Raw genomic sequence first — 24,175 nt, 5'->3', positions numbered from 1 at the left:
TCGGTTTTATTAAAAAACCCGTTCAACCGACCGCTTGTTAGATTATGATTTTGCTTGGAATTGGTCAATCAAGGCAACCAGCTCGTCCCCAAAGGAGTTCGGGTTCAACATATTTTGTACCCCCAGCACATATTTGCCTTCGCCGACTTGAATTTCGTCCGCCAAGTGCCGTGAGGAGACGATAATATCCACGCTGTCCAATTTACCTTTGTAATCGGTAACGGCACAAGAGTCCATCACATTCGGAATACCCCGTTTATCGAGATAGCCTTTGATCTTCATTTTCATCATCATTGATGAACCTTGACCCGAACCGCACACCGCCAAAATACGGATTGGTTTCACCTCGCCTGTCGTTGATGACGCTTCGCTCTGTGCTGTTGCACCACAGCAAGCGGTCGCTTTCGGCTCATTTTTTGCAACCGGTTCAGGCTCGCTTTCGACACCGTAGCCGTCCATTTGCTCAAGGGTTTTACCCGCCGCCGCGGCTGCCGCTTCATCGGCACGCAATTTGCGGGAGGCAAACGCCATATACACCACCGCTAAGGCTAAAATCACAAAGAAGAAGAACGGAATGCTCACAATCCCTTGTAAGACAGGCGGGAAGAATAACGCCCAGTCCGCCATTCCCATCCAACCGTTAAAGGTCGTACCTTGGCTGGAGAGCAACTGAATCACCCACGCCGATCCTAATACTTCGATAATCCCCATCACAAAGCAGATTTTCATTACCGCTTTCCAACCGCCGAAGTGGTTCGCAAAGACCCCGATAGTCGCATTAGAGAAGAACATTGGGATAAAGCCCGGAATAATCAGCACCGGCGCGCCGGCAAACAAGAGAACGCCGACCGCCACAAACTGCCCGATTGCCCCCCACATAAAGCCGAACACCATTGCATTTGGCGAGAAGGCGTAAATCGCCGCACAGTCAATCGCTAATACCGCATTTGGAATCACCCGTTCGGAAATACCTTTAAAGGCTTCGGATAATTCTGCCACGAACATCCGCACCCCGATCACGATCACTTGAATTGCTACCGCAAATTTCAAGCCGGTTTCAAAAATGTAGATCGCCCAATGGGTTTTGCCCGCCATTGTTTGCAAATTATCCAACCCGAACGAAAGCAAGATAATACCGAAGAAAACGGTCATCACCAGCACGGTTGCCGAAATACTGTCGTGGAAAATATGTAACCACTTCGGTAATTTCATATGATCGACACTATCTTCTTTGTTTCCTAATTTCGGTGCAAGTTTTACCGCAATCCAAGAGGCGATTTGTTGCTGATGCCCAATGGAAAAGCCCGCCCCGCCGGTAACCGATTGGGTCGGCTTATACATAATGTTAGAGGAGATCCCCCAATAGAGCGCCATAATCACGGCGGTATAAATGATGGTTTCCATCATTGACGCATCGATGATCATATAGAAAACCGCCACCAAACCGGCTTGTTGGAACATAATATGCCCTGTCAGCATAATGGTGCGGATACCGGTAAAGCGTCTAAAGACAACCAACAGAATATTTAACGCTAATGCCAGCAATACCGCATAGCCGACCCAAGCGTAATTATCACCCATTGTCTGAATGGTCGCTTGCATACTGGTGTAAGGGTCGATAACTGCGCCGGTTAAACCGTGGTATTCGGACAATTTTTCGATAATCGGCTTAAAGCCTTTCACCAATTCGCCCGCTCCGACGCTAACCAGCATAAAGCCGACAATCGTTTTGATTGTGCCTTTAATGACCGTCGTCGCATCTTTTTTTAATAGAATGTAGCCGATACAGGCGACAATCCCCAATAACAATGGCGCTTTATTTAGCACCTGATCTCTAAAACCGATAAACAGTTCTAATAACATTTCCATAACAGAACCTCTGCTAATTGTACTTAAATGATAGATGATCGGTATCCACCACCCACCTAATAGTGCGCCCCATACCGCCTAGAGCGACTTTCCGCATAATGATAGCAATTATTAATGAACAAAAAAGATTATTTTTGATTATTTGTGAGCAACTTCACAAAATAAAATTATCACCCCACTATTATGTTAAATTTTTGTTGATTTTGTGTATGTGTTGTGAAAAACTGCGTTTAAACCTATTCAGCTCAAACTATCCACGACTATTCACCCTATTTTAGAGAAGCACCTTATTATGATTATCACAGAATACAATAAAAAATAAATTTATATGACAAAAAAATATATTTAAGCATACGCATTTTGTTGATTGCGTTAATCTCTTAATAAAGTAGGAAGATAAAATGCTAAAAATAAACAAAAATAACAGCTATTTATTTTTATCCCTATTATTAGGCAGTTTTAGTGATGAAGCCGCCCAAATGATATTTGCGCTAAACCTCAGTAATGTGGAACACATTTATATCACTTCCTTATTACTTATTTTGGGTATGGTAGGCGGCATTATTGCGAATACGCTCTTTAGTCAAATATCTCAAAAGCTCGGCATAAAAAAGATTATTTTATCCTCGTTTATTTATTCCCAAATACTCTATCTCTTTATTGCTTTTTCATTAGGGTTACTTGGCGGAATGTTATGGTCTGCCGTATTGATAATGGTTCCACTGATTACCCAAAATGAAGAAGAACTCAATACCGTTAATAAATATACTCATCTGATTAGAAATATGGGATTTATGATCGGCCCGATAATTGGGGGATTTATATCATCATTTTCCGATCACCAAACCGCCTTATTTTTAGTCGGGCTTTCGACATTTTTAGCTTCGTTGGTGATGGTAAAGGTCTCTTTACACTCATCGGTTCAACAGCAACTAAATATCTCGAAAAAAGCCATAAACGGATTTCATTCCATTTATTATTTATTGCTGGAAAGAAAGATTAGATATGTGCTTTTACCCCTTATATTCACGATTATTTCGATTTCGACACTTTCCGTACTTATTATTGTGTATATGATTGACATAATTAAGCTAGACGCTGAAAAATATGGCTTATATTCCGCACTGTTTAGCTTATCGTTAGCCGTCTCACCGCTTATCTTAACAAAACCTATATCAAAGTTGGGAGAAGCCTGCGGAGCTTGTATTTCAGCCACATTTATCGGTGTAGGGTTGTGTATGTTAAGTATAACGGAAAATTATATTCTAATGTTATGCTGGGGAATATTTACCGCTGCGTTTAACGGAACGCAAAATACCATTATGTCTGCCTTTATGTTAAAAAATATTGCAATAGAACATCGAGAAAATTATATGCCTGCCTACGGGTTAATTTTACAAATATCTGTCTTCATAGGCTTCCTGCTCTCGATGTTTGTTTCCTCTCAACAGATACATACAACTTTTACTTTACTCGGAACACTGACCGTTACTGCCGGACTGTTAGGGGCTTATGTGAACTATCGACCCGCTACCCAAAATTGATCGATCCACTCTATTTTTAAAACAGGATACTCAAACCTATAAAAAATTAGAGTTAGATCACAAAATCAAAAAAAATCATTTTACAAACCCAAATGATTAGTTATGATTACTTTTGATTATTTTAGTCAAATCCTCTCAATAAGGAGTTCACAATGAGCAAAATTCAAGAGATTACCCGTGAAAGCTGGATTTTATCGACTTTTCCGGAGTGGGGCACTTGGTTAAACGAAGAAATTGAAAACGAAGTCGTACCGGAAGGCAACTTTGCAATGTGGTGGTTAGGTTGTGTGGGCGTATGGATTAAAACCCCTGCCGGTGCGAATATTTGTATGGACTTATGGTGCGGTCGTGGTAAAAGCACCAAACAAGTTAAAGATATGGTACGCGGACACCAAATGGCAAATATGGCGGGTGTACGTAAATTACAACCAAACCTGCGTGCGCAGCCAATGGTGCTTGATCCGTTTGCGATCAACGAAGTGGACTTTATTTTAGCTTCCCACTATCACAGCGATCACATTGACGTGAACGTAGCCGCTGCCATCGTCAATAACCCAAAACTTGACCACGTTAAATTTGTCGGCCCGTGGCACTGTGCGGAGTTATGGAAAAAATGGGGTGTGCCGGAAGAACGTATTATTATTGTGAAACCGGGCGATGTGGTGAAATTAAAAGATGTCGAAATTCACGCACTAGACTCTTTCGACCGCACCTGCTTAGTCACCTTGCCGGTGGAAGGTGCAGAAGCACAAGGCGGCGAGTTAGCCGGTCTTTGCCCGTCTGATGAAGAAATGGGGCGTAAAGCGGTCAATTACGTGTTCAAAACACCGGGCGGCACGATTTACCACGGCGCAGATTCCCACTACTCCATTCAATTTGCCAAACACGGCAAACAATTTGATATTGACGTGGCATTGAACAACTACGGCGAAAACCCGGTCGGCATTGCCGATAAAATGACCTCTATCGATCTACTCAGAATGGCAGAATGTTTGCGTGCCAAAGTGATTATCCCGGTGCACCACGATATTTGGACAAACTTTATGGCAAGCACACAAGAAATCATCGAATTGTGGCGGATGCGCAAAGATCGCTTGCAATATCAGTTCCATCCGTTTATTTGGGAAGTAGGCGGCAAATACGTTTACCCACGAGACAAAGATTTAATTGAATACCACCACCCGCGTGGCTTTGATGATTGCTTCGAGCAAGAGCCGAATATTCAATTCAAATCAATGTTATAACAAAAAAAGCCACTTTCACCCTTGAAGGTGGCTTCAACTTTGTTCATTATTATTAAAAACGGATCAGATAGGACAAGGATAAATAATGAACGAAAATTATCGTCATCGACAATTATTGAACGCACTGGAAGAACATAAACAACTTTCCACCAACCAAATTATCGCCCTGCTCAATGTATCGCCGGCAACGGCTCGGCGAGACATCAAGAAGCTGGACGAACAGGGCAGGTTAAAAAAAGTGCGCAACGGGGCGGAATCGCTGAATAAGCCGGACGAAAAACTGCCCCGCAACATCAATAATCTCGATGAAAAACGGCGTATCGCTCAAGCAGCGCGGCAACTTTGCCAAGACGGCGACAGCGTGATTTTAACCTGTGGTTCGACAATGCGAATGCTCGGCGGCTTTTTGTGCGGCAGAAAATTGCAAATTATTACCAACTTCTTACCGCTTGCAAACGATTTAATCGAAAACTATCACGAAGATTTGGTGATTATGGGCGGACAATACAACCGCAATAAAGCAATTACGTTATCGCTCAACCAAAATGAAAGCCCCTACGCCGCCAACATTATGTTTACCAGCGGCAAAGGTTTTACAACGGAGGGGCTATACAAAACGGATATGATCATCGCCAATTCCGAGCAACGCCTATCCGCGAAAGCCAGCAAATATGTGGTGCTACTCGACAGTACCAAACTCGGTCAGCAGGTCGGAATGTTGTTCACGAAACTGGCGGATATTGATCTGCTGATTACCGGCACAGAGGCAGATCCCGTCCTCATTCAAGCCCTGAAAGCCAAAGGCTTGGCAGTGATGCTTGCCTAACAAGCGGTCGGTTGAGAGCGAAGATTTGCAAAAACGGGACACTGCGGTGTCCGACAACACAGTTGGCGTACCCGATACGCTCACCATTAAACAGATTAGGAGTGTCCTGTGAGAAAACATAAACTCGGCATCTACGAAAAAGCCCTCCCTAAACAGATTAGCTGGCAAGATCGCCTCTCAATTGCCAAAGCCTGTGGCTTTGATTTTGTCGAAATCTCCATTGATGAAACGGACGAGCGCCTCGCCCGTTTAGACTGGAGCAAAAAAGAACGCTTGGCATTAGTGAAAGCGATCGTCAATACCGGCGTTACCATTCCTTCAATGTGCCTGTCCGGTCATCGTCGCTTCCCGTTCGGCAGCCGTGATGAAGCTACCCGCCGAAAAGCCTACGACATTATGGAAAAAGCAATTCAGTTTGCAGTGGATACCGGCATTCGCACCATTCAACTGGCAGGCTACGATGTCTATTACGAAGAGCAAGACGAAGGCACGATTGAACGTTTTCAACAGGGCTTGGAATGGGCTGTCGAACGCGCCGCAAGCCACCAAGTTACCCTTGCCGTTGAAATTATGGATACCCAATTTATGAGCTCAATCTCCCGTTGGAAAAAGTGGGACGAGATCATCAAATCGCCGTGGTTTACCGTCTATCCCGATCTCGGCAACCTCTCGGCGTGGAATGATAACGTTGCTGAAGAGTTAAAACTCGGCATTGATAAAATTTCAGCCATTCACTTAAAAGACACTTACAAAGTAACCGAGAGCTGTGCAGGACAATTCCGTGATGTGCCGTTCGGTGAGGGTTGCGTGGATTTCGTCCACTGCTTCAAAACCTTAGCCGAGCTTAACTACCGCGGGGCTTTTTTAATTGAAATGTGGACGGAAAAAGCCGACGAGCCGATTGCAGAAATTATTCAGGCACGCCGTTGGATTGAACAAAAAATGCAGGAAGGAGGTTTCCAATGCTAAAAGAGCTAAGAGAAAGAGTGCTAAAAGCCAATCTTGAGTTACCCAAATATAAATTGGTTACATTCACGTGGGGCAATGTGAGCGAGATTGACCGTGAAAGCGGTTTAGTGGCAATTAAGCCGTCCGGTGTGGATTACGATGTGATGACCGCCGACGATATTGTGATTGTCGATCTCAACGGTAATCGGGTTTGGGGCGACAAAAAGCCTTCATCAGACACCCCAACCCATTTGGAACTCTACCGCCAGTTCAGCGACATCGGCGGCGTGGTGCATACCCATTCCCGCCACGCAACCGCTTGGGCGCAAGCCGGCGAAGACATTCTCGCCCTCGGCACAACCCAAGGCGATTATTTCTACGGTTCAGTGCCTTGCACCCGCCGAATGACCCCCGATGAAATCGCCGGTGAATACGAGCTGGAAACCGGCAAAGTGATTGTCGAAACCTTCCGCAAACGCCATATCGAACCGAAAACCGTGCCGGGTGTGTTAGTTCACTCCCACGGGCCTTTCACTTGGGGCAAAGATGCGTTTGATGCAGTGCATAATTCCGTCGTGCTGGAAGAAGTGGCGTATATGAATTTCGTCAGCCACCAAATCCGCCCGAATATCGGCTCAATGCAACAAGAATTGCTCGACAAACACTACCTGCGTAAACACGGCAAAAATGCGTATTATGGGCAGTAAAGATTAAGGCGGTAAATACCGCCTTTTTTATTAGGCATTTCACCATAAATGCCCACATCATTGTTTTTATCGGCGGAACGAAACAACGATCCAAATGGCAATCGGGGGCGTAAAACCACTTACCCTATCTCTATTACCGCTTCCGTTGTTCCAGTAGCCACATCATCACCTCAGGGCTATTAAAAACAGCATCCCAAGTATTATGCGGATTATGATGAATAATGCCGTTATCCCCTGCCTGCGTTGTGCTAAACTCGGTATATTTCACAAAAGGGGCTTGCAACTGCTCGGCTAAAATTCGGTAATTTATCCGAGAACCTTTTACCGGTGAAATGCTATCCTCTTTGCTATGAAAAAACCAAATCGGCATATTCCTCAACACCATAAGATTATCCTTATTTGCATTACCATCTATCCATTCTAGTGAAGATGCTTCTCGCCCACTCATCAGTAATGCACCGGCAAACCAATCCGGTCGTTTTAACAGCAGATTAAGACCACCTTCCGCCCCTCGAGACAATCCAATAATATAAATGCGATTTTTATCAATATTGCCGTGCTCCCGCACTGTTTTCTCAATCATTTTAACTAATAAATCAATCCGATTTGGCGTTTGCCAGTGAATACCGCGCCCCTGATCAAAAGGATCGAAAACGGCGGAATATTGGGGAGCAAGTACAAAGCCTTCTTCATATTGCAACGTTGAGATTGCCCCCTTGCTGGATAACAGTTGAGCAAGATTATCTGAACCGACCTGTCCCGAGCCGTGTAGAAATATGGTTAGCGGGTAATTTTTCTGCTTGTCCCTCGGTTGATACAAGCGGTAATTTAAGCTGTTTTCTTTTCGATTTAAATAAACTGTCCGATGGCTAAATTGATCCAAATATGCCGTACTGACCTTACTTTTATCGGCTGTTTGCCACTCTTGAAGCGCCCCCAAGGTCCTGCCATTCGCTAATTTAATATTACCCTTTTGGGTGATGAGATACTTTAATCTGGCATTATAATATTCGGGAATTTTGACGGATTGAACCTTTTCGCTCCAAACAACTTTGCCCTCTTTATCCCTTTCCCGTACTCTTATTGGCGATATATTGTCGAGCTTTAATTGATAAAGATCAGCACTCTTATCAAATTCATCTAATGCTAAAATGACATATTTTCCGGCAGTTGCTTGATGAGAGAAAGTAGGTTGATGGAAAGTATAAGCGCCCATCACTTGTCTGTTTTCGATAAAATTATCATCTAAAAAAACCGCTACTTGATAAAGCTGACGCAAATTCTCATTTGCTAAAATATTGTCTTCATATTCTAATGCTACACCTGTTATTTTTTGACCTTTCGCAGTAATTTCCGCTAAAAACTGAATATTAATAACGCTTGGCTTGTGCGGTATATCCGCTTGAAACCCATAAACGAAAGAAGACATCAAATATAATAATGGCATCACATATTTTTTCATTTTTATTCTCCTCAACATAAACGGGCTATAAATACGATTTATAGCCCGTTGTTATTATTTATTTAATCGATGATTATGCAGCCGAATATAAAGCGCAATACCAAGCATTACTGTAATCGGCAAGAGTAAATCAAAGAACGATCCGTCATTTCCCCAAACCAAATTCGCTAAGATGACGCTTATTCCGCCAATTCCCCACGCAATCGTCGTGGGAATAGACCAAACGATCATTTGCTGCTTCACATCATTAATTCCCATCATTCTATTGACGACCCAAAATAAGCTATCATTAAAATAACCGAAAAAGAGCGATCCCATTGTTGCCGCTTGAGCCGCCAATAGCATATTAACGCCCGGCATTTGCGCCAAAATCGGGGCGGAAATAGATGCCGCGGTAATCATTGCAACCGTGCCCGATCCTTGAATAAAACGAACAAGCGTGGAAACAATAAACGGAATCAGTATCGGGGAAATAGGCAACCGAGCAATCTGCTCTGCCAGTTGTGCGCCCGCGCCACTTTCCCGCAACACCGCTCCTAATGCTCCACCTGCGCCCGTTACTAATAAAATAATGCCGGCGGTTTTAACCCCTTCTTCCAGATGTAATGCGGTGGTCGTACTATCCGTACGAGGCAATAAGGTATAAACGGCAATAAGCACACTGATTGCCAATGCAATCATCGGATGACCGACAAATGTAAACAGAGAGTAAAACAGCATTTCACTGATTTCAGGGTGAGATTTCGCTGCTAAATCTAAAACGGCTTTGATAAAAATCAGCAAAATCGGCAGAACAATCGGTAATAAAGATAGCCCTAAACTAGGTAAGTTTTTCTTTTCACGGCTTTCAATATAATGGTCATACTTTTGTTTTAGCTCTTCCGGACTCAATGTTTGTTGGTTAAATTCCGGGTATTTTCTATCTAACCATTTCGCATATAATACAATAGCAACGACAGGCAACACCGCCATAGCTATTCCCACGAGGAGCATTGCACCAATATCGACCCCAAATAATCCGGCTACACCTAACGGCCCCGGTGTTGGCGGGACAGTATGATGGGTAACAACCAACCCGCCCGCTAATGCAACACCTAAAGTCAGCAGCGAACGTTTACCGTTTTTAGCTAATGCTTTAGCAACCGGATACAAAATCACAAATGCAGAATCGACAAAGATAGGAATACTGACGACATACCCGGTGATCGCTAACGCCCACTCTTCTTTCTTTTTGCCTAGCATTTTAATAAAACTGAATGCCATTTTTTCAGCAGCGCCGGAAACCTCCAAAACACTGCCCATCATCACCCCAAGCCCGATAACAATGCCAATTCCGCCCAAAGTGCCGCCGAACCCTTTGGTAATCGCCCCCAACGTTTCCGTTACCGACATTCCGCCGACCAGCCCCGCAATAGCGGCGGCAATCAGCATTGCAATAAAGGCGTGAACCCGTGTTTTTAAAACTAAATAAACCAAAATAAAAACGGCAATAAGTAATCCAATAATGGGTATCGGTAATCCAAACATAATACATTCCCCTACATATTATTTGTGATGAACTGACGGATAACGGTCGCAAAATCCGCATCAACCGCAAACCCTAAACTTAACGCTCGGCTGTTATCCATCTTGGTTGGCCAGCTGGCTACGATGTTGTTCACCTTCTCATCGAAGGAAAAATCAATTAAATCCAAAATCGACTGCCCTTTTAATTCAGCTAAAGCCTCTAACATTTGGCGAACACGCACGCTGATCCCCGGTAAATTGATCACATTCCAGTCTGATTTGGGTAACGCCGGTAAAGTTAAAGCGTGTGCCAAATTCGCAACCACGGTATCGGGGCTAGACAGCCATAGCACTAACTCTTTTGAGACCGGACATATCGCTTTTTGGTGATGCAACGGCTCTCTAATAATGCTGCTGACAAAAGATGATGCAGCTTGATTCGGCTTGCCGGGGCGTACACAAATGGTCGGTAAACGAACAGTAAGACCGTCCACAAAGCCTTTACGGATATAATCGTTAATCAACAATTCACACATTGCCTTTTGCGTACCGTAGGTAGATTGGGGTGTTACCGCTGTATTCTGCTGAATTTCTTCCGGCAATACGCCGCCAAATACGGCTAACGAACTTGAAAAAATAAACCGAAGCTGTGGATGATTACGGCGACATACTTCCAATAAATGCCGAGTCGCTAGAAAATTAACGTCATACCCGAGATCAGGCTCTTGCTCCGCCTGGCTACTCACAATCGCCGCCAGATGAAAAACAGCGTCCGTTTGCGGGGTAATCAGTGAATGCAATCCTTCGGAATCACGCAAGTCCATTGCTAAGCAACGTACTCGGGGATCATTATTCGGTGCAAGCGGTTCGATGACATCAATTAATGTCAATTCATCAACCGGAATTGTCGATTGGCTTAATAAATACTTCGCCAGACGTTGCTCTAAAAAGCCCTGCCCGCCGGTAATCATAATGTTCATATTTCCTCCTTTCTCAGGTCATTGTTGTGTGCTTATTAAACATTTCACGTTTTTAAGGGTGCAAAAATCCCGCCCGTCTCCAAGCAGGCATTGCACAATTAAATATTTACAGCTGAATTAAGGGATAAATTATTTGTAAGGTTTCAACCAAATCAGACCGCTTGCGGTATCACGGCGGGGCTTATATTCACAACCAAGATAGCCTTGATAACCGAGCTGCTCTAACTTATTGAATAAATAATGATAATTCACTTCGCCATCATCCGGTTCATTGCGATCCGGCACAGAAGCAATCTGAATGTGTGCAATCTTATTCAGATATTGCTCCGCTATCGCCGATAAATTACCGTCCACATTTTGGGCGTGAAAATAGTCAAGCTGCATAAAGACATTATCTCGCCCAACCGCCTGCACAATCTCCCAAGTATCCCGCTGGCTTTTCAGTAAGTAATCGGGCTTGACCTGCGGGCTTAAAGCCTCTAATAAAATGTGAATCCCGTGGGGCAGGAATGTATCGGAGGCATAGCGTAAATTTTGAATAAAAGTTTGCTTATATGCCTCCCGATCCGCCCCTTTCGGCACAACCGCCGCCATAATATGAATTTGGCGACAATCTAGAGCCAAAGCATATTCCAATGCGCGATCAATATCACGGCGGCTATCAGACTCCCGCCCCGGAATGGCTGACACACCCCACTCTCCCTGATTCACATCGCCGGCTGCGGTGTTAAACAACACCAGTTTTAATCCGAATTTATCCAGCTTTTGCTTCAATATGGCTGCCGGGTAATCGTAAGGCCAAAGAAATTCAACATATTTAAATCCGGCTTGAGCGGCAGCTTCAAAGCGATCTAAAAAAGGCACTTCATTAAACATCATTGTTAAATTTGCGGCAAATTTAAGCATTTTTCGTCTCCTTACTTGAGTTCACTAATGTCTTGTTCGGTCAAATAACGCACCGAATGCCCCCGCAAAATAAAGGCTAATTTAGCGGTTTCCTCCAACTCCTCGGCATTATCGACCGCATCGACTAAATCACGCCCTGTAACTACAATACCGTGATTAGCCAGCAAGAAGGCTTTCGCCGATAAGGCTCGTTCGGATAATGCTTGTGCCAGACGCTGATCCCCCGGTTTATAATAAGGAATGACCGGCAGATGCCCGACCCTCATCACATAATAAGGCGTGAAAGGGCGAATAGCATTCTCAGTATCAAGATTATCAAGACACGAAAGCGCCGTTAAGTAGCTGGAATGGAGGTGGACAATCGCCTGACAAGCGATATTTTTTCGGTAAATTGCTAAATGAAAAACCGATTCTTTCGAGGGTTTATCTCCGCCAAGCACATTCCCCGCCATATCCAATACAGAGAGCCGCTCTGCGTCTAATCGCCCTAATGAAGATCCTGTCGGCGTCACCAAAATACGGTTTTCATCTAAGCGTACCGACAAATTACCCGAGCCGCCAACGGTATAGCCTCGATCAAATAATGATTTGGCTAACTCAACCAGTTGTATTTTTTGCTGTTGCTCTGTCATACAAACATTTCCTGTGCAAAACTAAAAAAATCTTCCTGACCGAAATTACCGGATTTCAATGCAAGAAAAATCGGTTTTTCGACCGCTTGTAACCAAGGCACACCCGGCGCAATTTGTTTACCGATATGAAAACCGGATAACCCAAGCTGTTGGACAACAATACTTGATGTTTCGCCGCCCGCCGTAATAAAGTGTGTAATGCCGACTTGCCGGAGCTTTTTGGCTAACTCGGCGAATATGTGTTCAACTGCCATACTTGCCCGACTTACACCTAATTTCGTCTGAATCGCATTTAATTTTTCCGGCGAAACCGTTGCATATACCATCGGTGCAAAATTGCCGTCCAGGTTTTGACAGACCCATTGATATAATTCCTCAACATACTCGGCATTACTCAATGCTTGCTCAACATCTAAAAAATAATGCGGTGCTTTATGCTTATAATGCTCGACTTGCCGATTAGTCATTAGCGAGCAAGATCCGGACAAAACAACCGTTTTACCTTTTGGCGGCACGAATGCTTTATGCCGCTGCCGACCACCGCTTCGCCGAGCCGCCATATACGCCCCTAACCCCGAACCACCGGTTACTAATTTAAAATCAGCAACCGCCTCAGCCAATACCTCTAATTGTGCATTATCCACTGCATCAACCACGGCATAACGGTAGCCTTGTTGTTTTAATGTCTCAAAACAAGTTCTCACCCAAGCTGCCCCCCGAACCACATCGGCATAAGCAATTAAACCCGTTTTACCGATTGCCTGCGCATCCATTAAACGAACCAAATTGGATTCCGTCATCGGCGTAATTGGGTGATGTCGCATTCCCGATTCACTTAACAGCGTATTTCCAACAAACAAATAGCCATTAAAAATAGTGCGTCCATTGATCGGCAATGCTGGCGTAATCACCGTAAAATCTTCATTTAACGCCGTTAATAACGCATCGGTTACCGGGCCAATATTGCCCCGTTCCGTACTATCAAAGGTTGAACAGTATTTGAAATAAAATTGACGGCAGCCGTTTCTTTTCAACCAATCCAATGCTTGCAAAGATTGCTTAACCGCCTCATCGACGGGACTAGAGCGGGATTTCAGGCTGATCACAACCGCATCAATTTTTTCCATCATAGGCGTTTGAGGCACGCCATTCATCTGAATCGTTTTTAAGCCGTTTTCCACAAAAAAACTGGCAATATCACTTGCACCGGTAAAATCATCGGCAATTACACCTAGCATTTTTACCCCCTCGCTTTACGCTTTTTTCGGTAATTCAATACCGCTGAAAATTTTAATCACCGCACTGTCGTCCTCTTTTCCATAACCGGCATTACTAGCTTCGGTAAACATTGAGTAAGCCGTTCCGGCTAAGTACAACGGAAAATGCAACGCTTTTGCCGTATCATTTACTAAACCTAAATCTTTCACAAAAATATCGACCATAGAAAGCGGCGTATAATCCCCTTCAACAACGTGTTTCATTCTATTTTCAAACATCCAAGAATTACCGGCCGCGTGAGTTACGACTTCATACATTAAATCCAACGGAATACCGGCTCTTGCAGCTAATGCCATTGCTTCCGCACCGGCGGCGATATGCACACCGGCAAGGAGTTGATGAATAATTTTTACCGTCGCCCCCAAACCGATCTCATCGCCAATACGATAGACTTTACCGGCAATGGCATCCAATACCGGTTGCAATTTCTCAAAAGCTAGAGCGGAGCCCGATGCCATCACCGTCATCTCTCCCTGCTCCGCTTTAGCCGCCCCACCCGAAACCGGTGCATCCAACATTATCAGATTTAATTCTGTTAATTTTTGTGAAATTTCTTTCGCATCTTGCGCAGAGATTGTCGAACTCACCATTACAACCGTTCCCGCTTTCAAACGAGCGGCTAATCCGTTCTCACCGAACAACACGGCTCTCACTTGTGCCGCATTAACAACCAGTAATAACACCGCATCAAGTTCGGCTGCTATCTCTAGCCCATTCTGCCCGACCGCCTTAGCACCAAAGTCTTGAATAACCTTTAATGCCTGCGGATTTAGATCGATACCATAGGTTGTCAAGCCTGCTCTAATGCAGGATTTAGCCGCCCCCATTCCCATTGCACCAAGCCCAACAACAGCAACGTGATAACTCATTTGTTTTCCTCCATTGGCTAAAATATCATCTCAATGGCGATTATATTAGCGAAAACTTGATATAAAATCTGTGAACAAGATCACAAATTACAACAAAATGTTAATTTTTGTTAATTTTTATTTTGAATGATAAAGTTTGATATAATGGAAAGCACTAAAGGATAGGATAAAAATGACATTAATAAGAGGAGAAAATGATCCCATTAGAACGGCAAAAACAAATATTACAGCTTCTCAATGAAAGCGGCAGCGCCAGTATCAACGCATTAGCAAAACGTTTGAATGTTTCGCATATGACTATCCGCAGAGATATTCAAAAACTGGAAAAAGAAGGGAAAGTTGCCTCGGTATTTGGCGGTGTGCAATCGATTGAAAAATTAGTCTCCGAACCAACACATAACGATAAATCACAGCTTTTTCACGAACAAAAATGGGCTATCGGCGTTGCCGCTGCTGAAATTATTCCGCCCAATACCACCATCTATTTAGATGCCGGCACAACAACCCTTGAAATTGCGCATCAGATCGCAAATCGCCACGATCTCCTGGTGGTAACAAACGATTTTGTTATTGCCAATTTCTTAAGCAATAGCGGTAAAGGTGAACTGATTCATATCGGCGGTTCTGTTTGTAAGGAAAACCTCTCAACAACAGGCTCACTCGCCGCCCAATGCTTACGCAATGTCTCCCTTGATTTAGCCTTTATTTCAACCTCATCTTGGAATCTTAAAGGGCTAACTACACCAAACGAACACAAAATTCCGGTAAAAAAAGCGATTTTAGAGTCCTCACAAAAAAACATCTTGGTAACTGATTCCTCAAAATACGGCAAATTCGCCACCTTTTTTGTGTATCCTCTCACGGTTTTTGACCAAATATTCTGCGACAGAGGCTTACTGGAAAATGCGCAAGAGGCGATAGAAACAATGAATATCAAGCTCAATATCGTCTAAAAAACAAGCCAAGTACCGTATCATACTTGGCTTATTATTTAAGGATTAACAAAATCGCTATCTACGCAAACACAAAATGGCGATGTTAAGAGAACACAAAAAAGCTCCCAAGCTAGGCAGGTTTATGCCATCTCACTTGCAAAAAAGTCTGCCAAACCGACCGCTTGTTTTATCGATTCAACCACGCCATATAGGCTTTTGTGCCTTCGGCAACGGTTTTAAAAGGCTCTTGATAGCCGGCTTCTCTGAGTTTGGTTAAATCCGCTTGGGTAAAGGTTTGGTAGCGGGATTTGAGGTGATCGGGGAATGGAATAGTTTCAATTTCACCTTTTTGGTGGAAATCAATCACGGCTTCGGCTACCGCACGGAACGACTCCGCATTGCCCGTGCCGAGATTAAAAATCCCCGACACTTTATGCTGCCACGCCCAAAGGTTTACTTTCGCCACATCTTCTACATAAACGAAATCCCGCAGGAATGTTTCCGATCCGGCAAACAATTTTGGGTTTTCGCCGTTTAAAATTTGGTTGTTCAGGTGAAACGCCACGCTCGCCATACTGCCTTTGTGCTGCTCTCTCGGCCCGTAAACGTTGAAATACTTAAAGCCACACACCGGCGAAGCCGCCTCCGGCAACATTTTACGCACATATTCATCAAATAAAAATTTGGAGTAACCATACACATTGAGCGGCGATTCAAATTCACGTTTCTCAATAAAGTTATCGGATCGTCCGCCGTAGGTCGCCGCCGACGAGGCATAGAAAAACGGAATGTGGCGATCCAAACAGAAATGCAGTAACTCTTTAGAATACTCATAGTTATTCTGCATCATATATTTGCCGTCCCACTCCGTAGTGGCGGAACACGCCCCTTGGTGAAACACCGCATCAATGCGTCCGAAATCATCACCGGCAATAATAGAGGCGATAAAATCCTCTTTATCACAATAATCGGCAATGTCCAAATCCACTAAATTGATAAATTTTTCGCCGTTTTTGAGGTTATCCACCACCAAAATATCTCGGTAGCCCTGTTCGTTTAACGCTTTAACAATATTGCTACCAATAAAGCCTGCACCGCCTGTTACAATAATCATTATTTGTCTCCCCCGTTTTTATTCTGCTCAATTTGCTTTTTCAATTTCAGCATTTTCTCTTTAATCCGCTGGCGTTTAAGCCGCGAAATATGATCCACAAACAGCACACCGTTTAAGTGGTCGATTTCGTGCTGAATACAAATTGCCAACAAGCCCTCTGCCTCAAGGGTAAACGGCTCGCCTTGACGGTTCAATGCTTTCACGGTTACTTTTTCTTTGCGTGGGATTAACGCCCGAGAACCGGGGATCGACAAACAGCCCTCCTCAATGCCCGTTTCGCCGCTACATTCGATAATTTCAGGGTTAATCAACACGATTTGGTTGGTTTTATCCCCTTCAATATCCATCGTAATCACCCGCTTCAGCACATTGACTTGCGGGGCTGCCAGCCCGATTCCTTCGTGGTGATACATTGTATCAAACATATCATCAATAAATTGACGCAACGCATCGTCCACCGCCTCTACCGGCTGGCAGACCGTTGCCAAATTTTCATCGGGGTAAATTAAAACATCTAATATTGCCATTTTTGTGATCTCTGTCGAAAAATGAAAAATAAGTAGTTGGTCATTCTAAACTTTTTCCTATTATTAGGGAAATATTGTTTTGATGAGAGCAAGCGGTCGGATTTGGCGAAAAATATGCAAAAATCAACGGCAGTCAGGGCGCACTGTATGCGTTATCCAATAGGATATACGCAGTGTCTCCCTACGGTTTGCTAGACAGCGTATTACAAAAAAAGCCTCCCATCTCACCGCTTGTAAGCCTATGCCGCGATATACTTTATTGAAATTATTACAAATTCCCCAACTCGGCGCACAACGTATCGGGCGATTATTGGCGGAAGTCGATTTTGCCAGCCTCTGTCAATACGATAAAACCCAACTTCGCCACATCGGTTGGAATGAAAAACAGATTCAACGCTGGTTTCAGCCGGATTTACGCCGAATCGAACCCGCACTGGAATGGGGCGAACACGAGGGCAATCACATCATCAGTTTATTTGACCCGCACTATCCGTTTTTGTTACGCCAAATCAGCACTGCGCCGCCAATGTTATTCGTCAAAGGCAGCATTGAAAGCCTATCGCTACCGCAAATCGCCGTGGTCGGCAGCCGTGATTACTCCCTCTATGGTGAATATTGGGCAGGGCATTTCAGTGCCGAACTGGTTAAACACGGGCTTGCCGTTACCAGTGGCTTGGCAATTGGCATTGACGGTTTTTGTCATCAGCGGGCAATCGCTGAAAAAGGGATCACACTTGCGGTACTGGGCAGCGGTTTAGATCGCCTTTACCCTAGCCGCCACAAAGGGTTAGCGCAAAATATCATTGAGAGCGGCGGAGCGTTAGTATCGGAATTTCTGCCCGACCAACCGCCGATTGCCGAACATTTTCCCCGCCGTAATCGTATTATCAGCGGTTTATCCCTCGGCACGTTGGTTGTGGAAGCCACCCTCAATAGCGGCTCACTGATTACTGCCCGCTATGCAATGGAGCAAGGGCGGGAAGTGTTTGCTCTGCCGAATGGGGTACAAAATACCGCCAGTCAAGGCTGCCACAAACTCATCAAAGAAGGAGCGTTATTAGTCGATAGCATTGAGGATATTCTCGAGGCAATCCGCTGGCAGCGCCAACCACAATCGCCCGTAGAGCAAGCGCCCTTATTCTGCACACCGCCAACGCAAGCGGTCGCTTCACCGCCCAAGATTGCAAAAAATCTGCCGAAACTGACCGCTTGCCAACAGCAGATTGTCCAACATATTCAGCTTGAGCCGATCAACATCGACAATCTCGCCAAAGCCTGCGAAATGACGGTCGAATCACTGTTGATCGAACTGTTAAATTTAGAATTGATGACGATCATCAAACAGGTAGAAGGTGGCTATGTACGGGCGTTTTAACATTTTAAACAATCAATCACCGCCCTTAACGCCGGCGATACATTGCGGTGAGGATAATACAAGTACAACGCTGCTAACGATTGCCCATAATCACCAAACAATCGGATTAACTCGCCGCTTGCCAGCTCTTTGGCAACTAATGCTTCCGGTAAATAGGCAATGCCTAGCCCCATTTTTACCGCCGCTTTTGCCGGATAATCATCATTAAAAATCCACTGCCCTTGCGGTTTAATGCTAACCGTCTCGCCTTGCATATCAAACGACCATTGATACACATCACCATTGCTTAAGCGATAGCCGAGGCATAAATGTTGTTCCAAATCCTGCAAGACTTTTGGCATACCGTGTTGCGCTAAGTAGTCGGGGCTTGCGACTACCGCCATTTTCATTTCCTCACTGATTTTGACCGCAGTCATTTCCTCCGCAACATCATTACCAAGCCGTACGCCGGCATCAAAGCCGTCTGCTATAATATCAATAAAACGGCTCTCACTCGCCATTTCAACACAAATACTCGGATACTGTTGCTTAAACCCCACCAATTTAGGTAATAAAATATGCTCAATAACAAATAATCCGGCGCTGATCCTAACTAAACCGGACGGCGTATTACGGTAATGCGCTAATCTTGCCAGCCCGTTTTCTAATTTTACAAAGCTCTGCTGTGCCGCGTTTGAAAAAGTTGCTCGCCAGCTCGAGTTAATACAACCACTCGTGTCGTTCTAACAAAAAGTTGTACCCCTAAACGCTGCTCTAACAGACGAATAGTCTTACTTAATGCCGATGCTGAAATCCCCAAGCGGTTTGCCGCTTTGCTGAAATTACGCTCTTGTGCTACAACCCCAAAAGCATACAACGCATTGTAATTTTCACCCTGTTTCATTCTAAGCCTAATTAGTAACTAAAAGTTAAAAGTATATTCCATTTTTCGGTCATTCTCACTTGATTATTCACTTAATATAATATACACATCTTTTAAGGATAGTATTTAAGGAAAGCATAATGAAATTAAAAGCATTAACCACAGCACTCTTTTTGGGTACAACATTATTAGGAGTAAACGCAATGGCAGCAACACAATCCGCAACCATCGTCGAAATCCCTGCACAAACCATTCAATTAACGCAAGAATGGGATAAAATTTTCCCGAAATCCGACAAAGTAGAACATCGGAAAGTGATTTTCAAAAACCGCTACGGTATTACTCTTGTCGGCGATCTCTATACCCCGAAAAATGCTCAAGGAAAACTATCGGCAATTGCAGTAAGCTGGGCATTTGGCGCAGTAAAAGAGCAATCATCGGGTCTATATGCACAGCATTTAGCAGAACGAGGCTTCGTTACCCTTGCATTTGAGGGTTCTTATACCGGTGAAAGTTCAGGTTTGCCTCGCAATACAGCATCTCCTGAAATCAACACTGATGACTTTATTTCAGCTGTTGATTTTTTAGGTTCGCTAGAAAATGTTGATCGTGAAAAAATCGGCGTGTTAGGTATTTGCGGCTGGGGCGGCTTTGCCTTAGATGCGGCTCTCACCGATCCGCGCATTAAAGCCGTGGCAACTAGCACAATGTACGATATGACACGAGTAATGGGTAACGGTTATAACAACAGTATCGACGAGGCTGCTCGCCAAGCAATGCGCCACACTATCGGTGAAGCCCGTTGGACAGCCACCCAAAATGATTACGCCGATCTCAGTAAACCGGAAGAACACCTGCTCCCGCAAGATAAAACTACGCAAGACACACCGAAATTTGTGAAAGATTATTCTGATTTCTACAAAACTAAGCGAGGCTTCCACCCTCGTTCCGTCAATTCAAACAGCCGTGGAGTACCGTAATGGGCGCTTCATTTGTTAATATGCCTATTTTGCAGCGTGCTGGCGAGTTACAAACGCCTGCTCTTATCGTCCACGGTGAGAAAGCTCACTCTCGCTATTTCTCCGAAGACGCATTTAAAGCGCTTGGAAGTAAAAACAAAGAGTTAGTTATTGTGTCGAATGCCTCACATACGGATTTATACGATGACGTGGCAAACAAAATCCCATACGATAAATTTGAACAATTCTTCAAAACAAACTTAAAATAAGACTAAAAGTGCTACCCTAGATAACCAGGATAAAAGTCCCTTAACTAGCTGTTTTAAAATGGAAATTTAATACTTTATATCACTGTGATTAAAATGCTATCACATTCATTCAAATAAGGATCACAATGATTTTTGGAAATACTATTAAACTTGAGTAAATGGCGTTTTACTTGATTCCAAAGCTTGTTTCTCATTAAAGCCTTTGATGACATCTGCTAGGTACTTGTGGGAATACCCAAAACGTTCATCGGTTTTATGGTCCTCCAACTGCTTATAGCCTGCGGTGTCTCTGAGTTCAGACTGATTTGGATTAAACGGATATCTCAATAAGTAACCATTTTGCCCACACCATTGAACAAGGCATAGGAGATCTTTTCCCATGTGCTTACGGTACGAGCCTTGCCCGATTTCATCTAACGGCATAAAGTTATCATTTTGGGCCGCCGCTTCGTTGGTTAAGCTTAAAATCGGTCGCATTGCTGATCGTCCATAACTTGTGGTCGCCTCTGTTTTGCAGATAGTTCGCCAGCTCATTTTTGAATGAGGTGTTATTAGTGATTTTAATCCCTATCGCTTTGAGCCGCTTCCAGCCCTCCAGTTCGCCCAAATCTTTGAGTACCACCACTTTTACAACTAGTGTGAATAACCCCACAGTATCCACTGCAACACGATAAAACTTTCAGCATCGCTCCCCCAGTGCCGATGACTTCCACCACATCAGACAGCCTCTGCACCTGTTCTAAAAGCAATTCACCGGTGGCATTACCAAACTTCGGAATAATGCGATACAAGCCCTATTTCAAAATGTTGTTCTAAATATTAGGCTTACTGTAGATTTAGCGGCAGATAGAGTTTTTTATCTTTGCCTGATAATACTTGATCAATCCAATTAGGGCTATAATTGCCAGTATCGTTGAATGAAATGCTGAATAAATGGTATATGCTATGTCTAGTGAGCTGTCCATTGCTAATGCTTTTAATAATAGCTTAGCGGATCGCTTCTATGGTGATGCCCATTCTTAGTAGAAATAGCTAAAGAAAGCCATTAATCCTTCTCTCTCGGCTTCTCCTGCCTAACTTGTGTGTCGGTGAGTTTATATTTCATTAGCTACCCATCATCAAAAGTAACAAACCCATTTCTTGTTACTTTTTTAGTGTTGCTGGTGGTTTAGATGGATTGGCGGAGTGAATGGGAGTTGAATTCATACAATAACCAATTGAAAAATAATGAAATAATTTCTACACATCAAATTCTTGTTACTTATCTTGTTACTTTTTTTCATTACCACCCTGGAAATAGGCTGTTATTTAAACAATTGCACTGTATATCAACACTAGGTTATTTTAGCCGGTTAGGTGGAAGCAAAATTGCGTTCACCTCTAACCTGCTCAAATTAGAGCTGGTTAGATGGGCGAAAAATTTCGCTCACCTCTAACCGCTCCAATTTTGGATTGGCCAATCTCCTCAAAATTGAGGAGATTGGCTCAATAGTGAGCCGACCTATATTTTCTAAAAAATTGCCGTGCGTAAAAATTTGATGGGGGGGCGGTTCTTAGCCGTTGGGCTTTTCTTTTCAAAACTCCCCCTACCGGCTTGTCTAGTTGGCTTGTGATTTATTACGGAATGATTAGGGGATCATCGATGGAAAAAGGATTATTTTGTTTCCGTATCTTTTCCGCATTTTTTCCTTGCTAAGCAATCAGGGGGCCCTGATCCCTTGTGAGCCGTTAGCATTTGTTAAATCCCTACCTGTTCGGGAATGTTTGCCCTACATCTTCAGGATAACCCCTTACGCTTTCGCCATAATAGCAACGCATTGAAGGTATGGGGATTATCCCCATTCCTTACGCCTGTATGATAAAGGCGTTTCAGTTGTTTCGATATCGAAACAGTTTAGTTGTGGTCATATCACCACGACTGGATGTAGCCAGTGGTTAGGGGTGATCGCAAACGGGCTTTTTTGAAGGTTTTTTACTGCTCAAGCCTTGAATGGCAAGGCTCTAAACCTGTGATCAGGGTTGTTCTTTAAAATGTAAGGCTATGCCTTTATCCAACAAATCCCTCTATTTGGTGGATAAATCAATTGGTCTTGAATTGGCGGTGGGCTAGGTGATAGTGGTTGATTGGGCAGCAAAGAAAAAGGGCGATGCCTGCCCTTCATTGTGAATATATTATGCCAGTTCTGCAATGAGTTCCGGTCTCTTGGTGATAAGTTTGATTAAAGCACTTGCCGATCCGCTTGGTTGCCGTTTGCCTTGCTCCCACGATTTCAGCGTATTTACAGAAATCCCTAAACGCTCTGCAAATAAACGCTGGGATAGCCCCGTTTTATGGCGTGTTTCAGCAATCGGGGATAGCTCAACCTCAAATGCCTTTGCATAGCGTCCTGCTTTCATATCGTTTAAGGCTTCGATAAGCTCACCGTGAATAGCTATTGCGTCAGGGTCATCTGCGACTACGGCTGTCGCCATTGCGTTTACGTCCCAGTCTTTGGTAACTTCTTTCATTGCTTCGCTAATTGGATCACGCTTTTTCATTCTTTGCCCCTTTCAGTTGGTTTAATTCGGTTGGTGATAGATTTTCTTTTTCGTTCTTTGTGTAGATAGTCAGTAATGTAATAAAACCTTGTTCAAGCACATTGAAGTAAATGACTCTTGCCCCGCCTCGTTTTCCCCGTCCGCTTGATTGCCACCTTACTTTTCTCAATCCGTTAGAGTGCGGGATTACATCACCAATCAGCGGGTTTGCAGATAAATAGCTGATAAATTCCAAGCGTTCTTCATCGCTCCATATTTCCGCTACTTTGGTTTTGAATACCTTACTTTCAATGATTGTATACATTGCTTACCCTTATCTGTAATACTTTGTATTATAGTGATACTTAGTATTCTTTTCAATAAAGTTTCACCAATCAATCCGCCAATCGTTGCTTTGCTGAAAATACCTGCGGGAAAACTTTTTATATATAGAAAAAATCGTTGTCCAATGTGTCCATTTGTCCAAAAGTCCGCACGCCAATGGCTGAAGGCACTTTTTTTTGGACAAATTTCATTTTTTGAATTTGTCCAATTTGTCCAAAATGGACAAGTTGATTAAAATAACGCCACTAAATATTTGTCCAAAACCTCTAAAATTTTGTCCAAAATGCCCTTAAATTTGTCCAAAATCAACCTAATTTGTCCAATTATTTTTTATAAGTTATTGTTATGTATTGATATTTTTATTTTTGGACTGTCAATGATCTTCCAAAATTGAACCACAAAGATCCTTTAAAAGTGATCCACTTTTATTATTTCTTAATTACGATGTTTAAATCGATAAGATTCATTACCCGTTTCTAAAATATGGCAATGGTGAATTAA

The 24,175-nt window shown here is 43.6% G+C and carries 23 protein-coding genes and 2 pseudogenes; 8 read left to right on the top strand and 17 right to left on the bottom strand.

Going from position 1 to position 24,175, the window contains the following annotated elements; genetic code table 11:
- Positions 1-42: 42 nt before the first annotated feature.
- On the bottom strand, positions 43-1,869 hold the full coding sequence (locus tag E4T80_RS06060) for a PTS ascorbate-specific subunit IIBC (protein ID WP_135056092.1): 1,827 nt from the start codon (positions 1,867-1,869) through the stop codon (positions 43-45).
- A 401-nt stretch (positions 1,870-2,270) separates the two neighbouring features.
- Here E4T80_RS06060 and E4T80_RS06055 point away from each other — a divergent pair, with 401 nt between their 5' ends.
- The 5 genes from E4T80_RS06055 (at position 2,271) to araD (ending at position 7,138) form a co-directional block, all read left to right on the top strand.
- Positions 2,271-3,413, top strand: coding sequence for an MFS transporter (locus E4T80_RS06055; RefSeq protein WP_135056089.1), 1,143 nt, complete (start codon positions 2,271-2,273; stop codon positions 3,411-3,413).
- A 152-nt stretch (positions 3,414-3,565) separates the two neighbouring features.
- On the top strand, positions 3,566-4,657 hold the full coding sequence (gene ulaG / locus E4T80_RS06050; RefSeq protein ID WP_135056086.1) for an L-ascorbate 6-phosphate lactonase: 1,092 nt from the start codon (positions 3,566-3,568) through the stop codon (positions 4,655-4,657).
- Between the two features lie 85 nt (positions 4,658-4,742).
- Positions 4,743-5,483 (top strand): HTH-type transcriptional regulator UlaR, encoded by a 741-nt coding sequence (ulaR, locus tag E4T80_RS06045; RefSeq protein ID WP_135056083.1) that lies wholly within the window; start codon positions 4,743-4,745, stop codon positions 5,481-5,483.
- A 108-nt stretch (positions 5,484-5,591) separates the two neighbouring features.
- Positions 5,592-6,452, top strand: a complete 861-nt coding sequence (locus tag E4T80_RS06040; RefSeq protein ID WP_047976804.1) for an L-ribulose-5-phosphate 3-epimerase — start codon at positions 5,592-5,594, stop codon at positions 6,450-6,452.
- Positions 6,446-7,138 carry an L-ribulose-5-phosphate 4-epimerase gene (araD, locus tag E4T80_RS06035; RefSeq protein ID WP_047976805.1) on the top strand — a complete coding sequence of 231 codons (693 nt, stop codon included), beginning with the start codon at positions 6,446-6,448 and terminating at the stop codon, positions 7,136-7,138. Before E4T80_RS06040 ends, araD begins: the two co-directional genes overlap by 7 nt.
- 133 nt (positions 7,139-7,271) lie before the next feature.
- Here the strand turns inward: araD and E4T80_RS06030 are convergent, their stop codons facing one another.
- The 7 genes from E4T80_RS06030 to ltnD form a co-directional block, all read right to left on the bottom strand.
- Positions 7,272-8,618 carry a phospholipase gene (locus tag E4T80_RS06030; RefSeq protein WP_407662347.1) on the bottom strand — a complete coding sequence of 449 codons (1,347 nt, stop codon included), beginning with the start codon at positions 8,616-8,618 and terminating at the stop codon, positions 7,272-7,274.
- Between the two features lie 36 nt (positions 8,619-8,654).
- The gene (locus E4T80_RS06025; RefSeq protein WP_135056077.1) at positions 8,655-10,127 is read right to left on the bottom strand and encodes a GntT/GntP/DsdX family permease; all 1,473 of its coding nucleotides are present in this window, start codon (positions 10,125-10,127) and stop codon (positions 8,655-8,657) included.
- An 11-nt stretch (positions 10,128-10,138) separates the two neighbouring features.
- On the bottom strand, positions 10,139-11,086 hold the full coding sequence (gene denD / locus E4T80_RS06020) for a D-erythronate dehydrogenase (RefSeq protein WP_135056074.1): 948 nt from the start codon (positions 11,084-11,086) through the stop codon (positions 10,139-10,141).
- Between the two features lie 129 nt (positions 11,087-11,215).
- Positions 11,216-11,992: a 2-oxo-tetronate isomerase gene (otnI, locus tag E4T80_RS06015; protein WP_135056071.1), complete on the bottom strand. Its 777-nt coding sequence runs from the start codon at positions 11,990-11,992 to the stop codon at positions 11,216-11,218.
- 11 nt (positions 11,993-12,003) lie between these two features.
- Positions 12,004-12,624 carry a 3-oxo-tetronate 4-phosphate decarboxylase gene (gene otnC / locus E4T80_RS06010; protein WP_135056068.1) on the bottom strand — a complete coding sequence of 207 codons (621 nt, stop codon included), beginning with the start codon at positions 12,622-12,624 and terminating at the stop codon, positions 12,004-12,006.
- Entirely contained in the window at positions 12,621-13,862 is a 1,242-nt protein-coding gene (gene otnK, locus E4T80_RS06005) for a 3-oxo-tetronate kinase (RefSeq protein ID WP_135056065.1), read from the bottom strand. Before otnK ends, otnC begins: the two co-directional genes overlap by 4 nt.
- 15 nt (positions 13,863-13,877) lie before the next feature.
- Positions 13,878-14,771 (bottom strand): L-threonate dehydrogenase, encoded by an 894-nt coding sequence (gene ltnD, locus E4T80_RS06000; RefSeq protein ID WP_135056062.1) that lies wholly within the window; start codon positions 14,769-14,771, stop codon positions 13,878-13,880.
- Positions 14,772-14,965: 194 nt separating this feature from the next.
- Between ltnD and E4T80_RS05995 the strand changes: the two genes are divergently transcribed.
- Entirely contained in the window at positions 14,966-15,724 is a 759-nt protein-coding gene (locus E4T80_RS05995; RefSeq protein WP_135056059.1) for a DeoR/GlpR family DNA-binding transcription regulator, read from the top strand.
- Between the two features lie 169 nt (positions 15,725-15,893).
- On the opposite strand, the gene rfaD is transcribed toward E4T80_RS05995, so the two are convergent.
- Entirely contained in the window at positions 15,894-16,820 is a 927-nt protein-coding gene (rfaD, locus tag E4T80_RS05990) for an ADP-glyceromanno-heptose 6-epimerase (protein WP_135056056.1), read from the bottom strand.
- Positions 16,820-17,347, bottom strand: a complete 528-nt coding sequence (gene def, locus E4T80_RS05985; RefSeq protein ID WP_135056053.1) for a peptide deformylase — start codon at positions 17,345-17,347, stop codon at positions 16,820-16,822. The genes rfaD and def overlap by 1 nt, the downstream gene beginning before the upstream one ends.
- A 241-nt stretch (positions 17,348-17,588) precedes the next feature.
- On the opposite strand from def, the gene dprA reads away from it, so the two are divergent.
- Positions 17,589-18,722 (top strand): DNA-processing protein DprA, encoded by a 1,134-nt coding sequence (dprA, locus tag E4T80_RS05980; RefSeq protein ID WP_135056051.1) that lies wholly within the window; start codon positions 17,589-17,591, stop codon positions 18,720-18,722.
- Here dprA and E4T80_RS13135 read toward each other — a convergent pair.
- On the bottom strand, positions 18,719-19,279 hold the full coding sequence (locus E4T80_RS13135) for a LysR substrate-binding domain-containing protein (protein ID WP_233437164.1): 561 nt from the start codon (positions 19,277-19,279) through the stop codon (positions 18,719-18,721). The two genes, dprA and E4T80_RS13135, sit on opposite strands and share 4 nt — an antisense overlap.
- 92 nt (positions 19,280-19,371) lie before the next feature.
- A complete protein-coding gene (locus tag E4T80_RS13130; protein WP_228064802.1) occupies positions 19,372-19,605 on the bottom strand; it encodes a LysR family transcriptional regulator in 234 nt (77 codons plus the stop codon).
- 119 nt (positions 19,606-19,724) lie between these two features.
- Here E4T80_RS13130 and E4T80_RS05970 point away from each other — a divergent pair.
- Positions 19,725-20,812 (top strand): annotated as a pseudogene (locus E4T80_RS05970) (alpha/beta hydrolase).
- 66 nt (positions 20,813-20,878) lie between these two features.
- Here E4T80_RS05970 and E4T80_RS13125 read toward each other — a convergent pair.
- From E4T80_RS13125 to E4T80_RS05950, 5 genes and pseudogenes are all read right to left on the bottom strand, one after another.
- Positions 20,879-20,991 (bottom strand): annotated as a pseudogene (locus E4T80_RS13125) (IS1595 family transposase); the annotation flags it as partial.
- A complete protein-coding gene (locus E4T80_RS12985) occupies positions 20,957-21,289 on the bottom strand; it encodes a hypothetical protein (protein ID WP_209304370.1) in 333 nt (110 codons plus the stop codon). The pseudogene E4T80_RS13125 and the gene E4T80_RS12985, both read right to left, overlap by 35 nt.
- Complete coding sequence (locus tag E4T80_RS05960) at positions 21,243-21,464, bottom strand: hypothetical protein (protein ID WP_167740699.1); 222 nt, start codon at positions 21,462-21,464, stop codon at positions 21,243-21,245. The genes E4T80_RS12985 and E4T80_RS05960 overlap by 47 nt, the downstream gene beginning before the upstream one ends.
- 1,520 nt (positions 21,465-22,984) lie before the next feature.
- Positions 22,985-23,350: a helix-turn-helix domain-containing protein gene (locus E4T80_RS05955; RefSeq protein WP_228064803.1), complete on the bottom strand. Its 366-nt coding sequence runs from the start codon at positions 23,348-23,350 to the stop codon at positions 22,985-22,987.
- Positions 23,337-23,654: a type II toxin-antitoxin system RelE/ParE family toxin gene (locus E4T80_RS05950; protein ID WP_135056045.1), complete on the bottom strand. Its 318-nt coding sequence runs from the start codon at positions 23,652-23,654 to the stop codon at positions 23,337-23,339. The genes E4T80_RS05955 and E4T80_RS05950 overlap by 14 nt, the downstream gene beginning before the upstream one ends.
- Between the last annotated feature and the right edge of the window lie 521 nt (positions 23,655-24,175).

The sequence above is a fragment of the Muribacter muris genome, from assembly GCF_004569585.1.
Classification (GTDB): Bacteria; Pseudomonadota; Gammaproteobacteria; order Enterobacterales; family Pasteurellaceae; genus Muribacter; species Muribacter muris.
This window is presented reverse-complemented; position numbering and strand designations above follow the sequence as displayed.

Bases quoted from the DNA above. Each gene is read 5' to 3' on its own strand.
- E4T80_RS06055 (WP_135056089.1), top strand. From the start codon at position 2,271: ATGCTAAAAATAAACAAAAATAACAGCTATTTATTTTTATCCCTATTA.
- ltnD (WP_135056062.1), bottom strand. From the start codon at position 14,771: ATGAGTTATCACGTTGCTGTTGTTGGGCTTGGTGCAATGGGAATGGGG.
- rfaD (WP_135056056.1), bottom strand. From the start codon at position 16,820: ATGATTATTGTAACAGGCGGTGCAGGCTTTATTGGTAGCAATATTGTT.
- ulaR (WP_135056083.1), top strand. From the start codon at position 4,743: ATGAACGAAAATTATCGTCATCGACAATTATTGAACGCACTGGAAGAA.
- E4T80_RS05955 (WP_228064803.1), bottom strand. From the start codon at position 23,350: ATGAAAAAGCGTGATCCAATTAGCGAAGCAATGAAAGAAGTTACCAAA.
- otnC (WP_135056068.1), bottom strand. From the start codon at position 12,624: ATGACAGAGCAACAGCAAAAAATACAACTGGTTGAGTTAGCCAAATCA.
- otnI (WP_135056071.1), bottom strand. From the start codon at position 11,992: ATGCTTAAATTTGCCGCAAATTTAACAATGATGTTTAATGAAGTGCCT.
- E4T80_RS06060 (WP_135056092.1), bottom strand. From the start codon at position 1,869: ATGGAAATGTTATTAGAACTGTTTATCGGTTTTAGAGATCAGGTGCTA.
- denD (WP_135056074.1), bottom strand. From the start codon at position 11,086: ATGAACATTATGATTACCGGCGGGCAGGGCTTTTTAGAGCAACGTCTG.
- E4T80_RS12985 (WP_209304370.1), bottom strand. From the start codon at position 21,289: ATGCGACCGATTTTAAGCTTAACCAACGAAGCGGCGGCCCAAAATGAT.
- E4T80_RS06025 (WP_135056077.1), bottom strand. From the start codon at position 10,127: ATGTTTGGATTACCGATACCCATTATTGGATTACTTATTGCCGTTTTT.
- otnK (WP_135056065.1), bottom strand. From the start codon at position 13,862: ATGCTAGGTGTAATTGCCGATGATTTTACCGGTGCAAGTGATATTGCC.
- dprA (WP_135056051.1), top strand. From the start codon at position 17,589: ATGCCGCGATATACTTTATTGAAATTATTACAAATTCCCCAACTCGGC.
- E4T80_RS05950 (WP_135056045.1), bottom strand. From the start codon at position 23,654: ATGTATACAATCATTGAAAGTAAGGTATTCAAAACCAAAGTAGCGGAA.
- ulaG (WP_135056086.1), top strand. From the start codon at position 3,566: ATGAGCAAAATTCAAGAGATTACCCGTGAAAGCTGGATTTTATCGACT.
- araD (WP_047976805.1), top strand. From the start codon at position 6,446: ATGCTAAAAGAGCTAAGAGAAAGAGTGCTAAAAGCCAATCTTGAGTTA.
- E4T80_RS05995 (WP_135056059.1), top strand. From the start codon at position 14,966: ATGATCCCATTAGAACGGCAAAAACAAATATTACAGCTTCTCAATGAA.
- def (WP_135056053.1), bottom strand. From the start codon at position 17,347: ATGGCAATATTAGATGTTTTAATTTACCCCGATGAAAATTTGGCAACG.
- E4T80_RS06030 (WP_407662347.1), bottom strand. From the start codon at position 8,618: ATGTTGAGGAGAATAAAAATGAAAAAATATGTGATGCCATTATTATAT.
- E4T80_RS13130 (WP_228064802.1), bottom strand. From the start codon at position 19,605: ATGAAACAGGGTGAAAATTACAATGCGTTGTATGCTTTTGGGGTTGTA.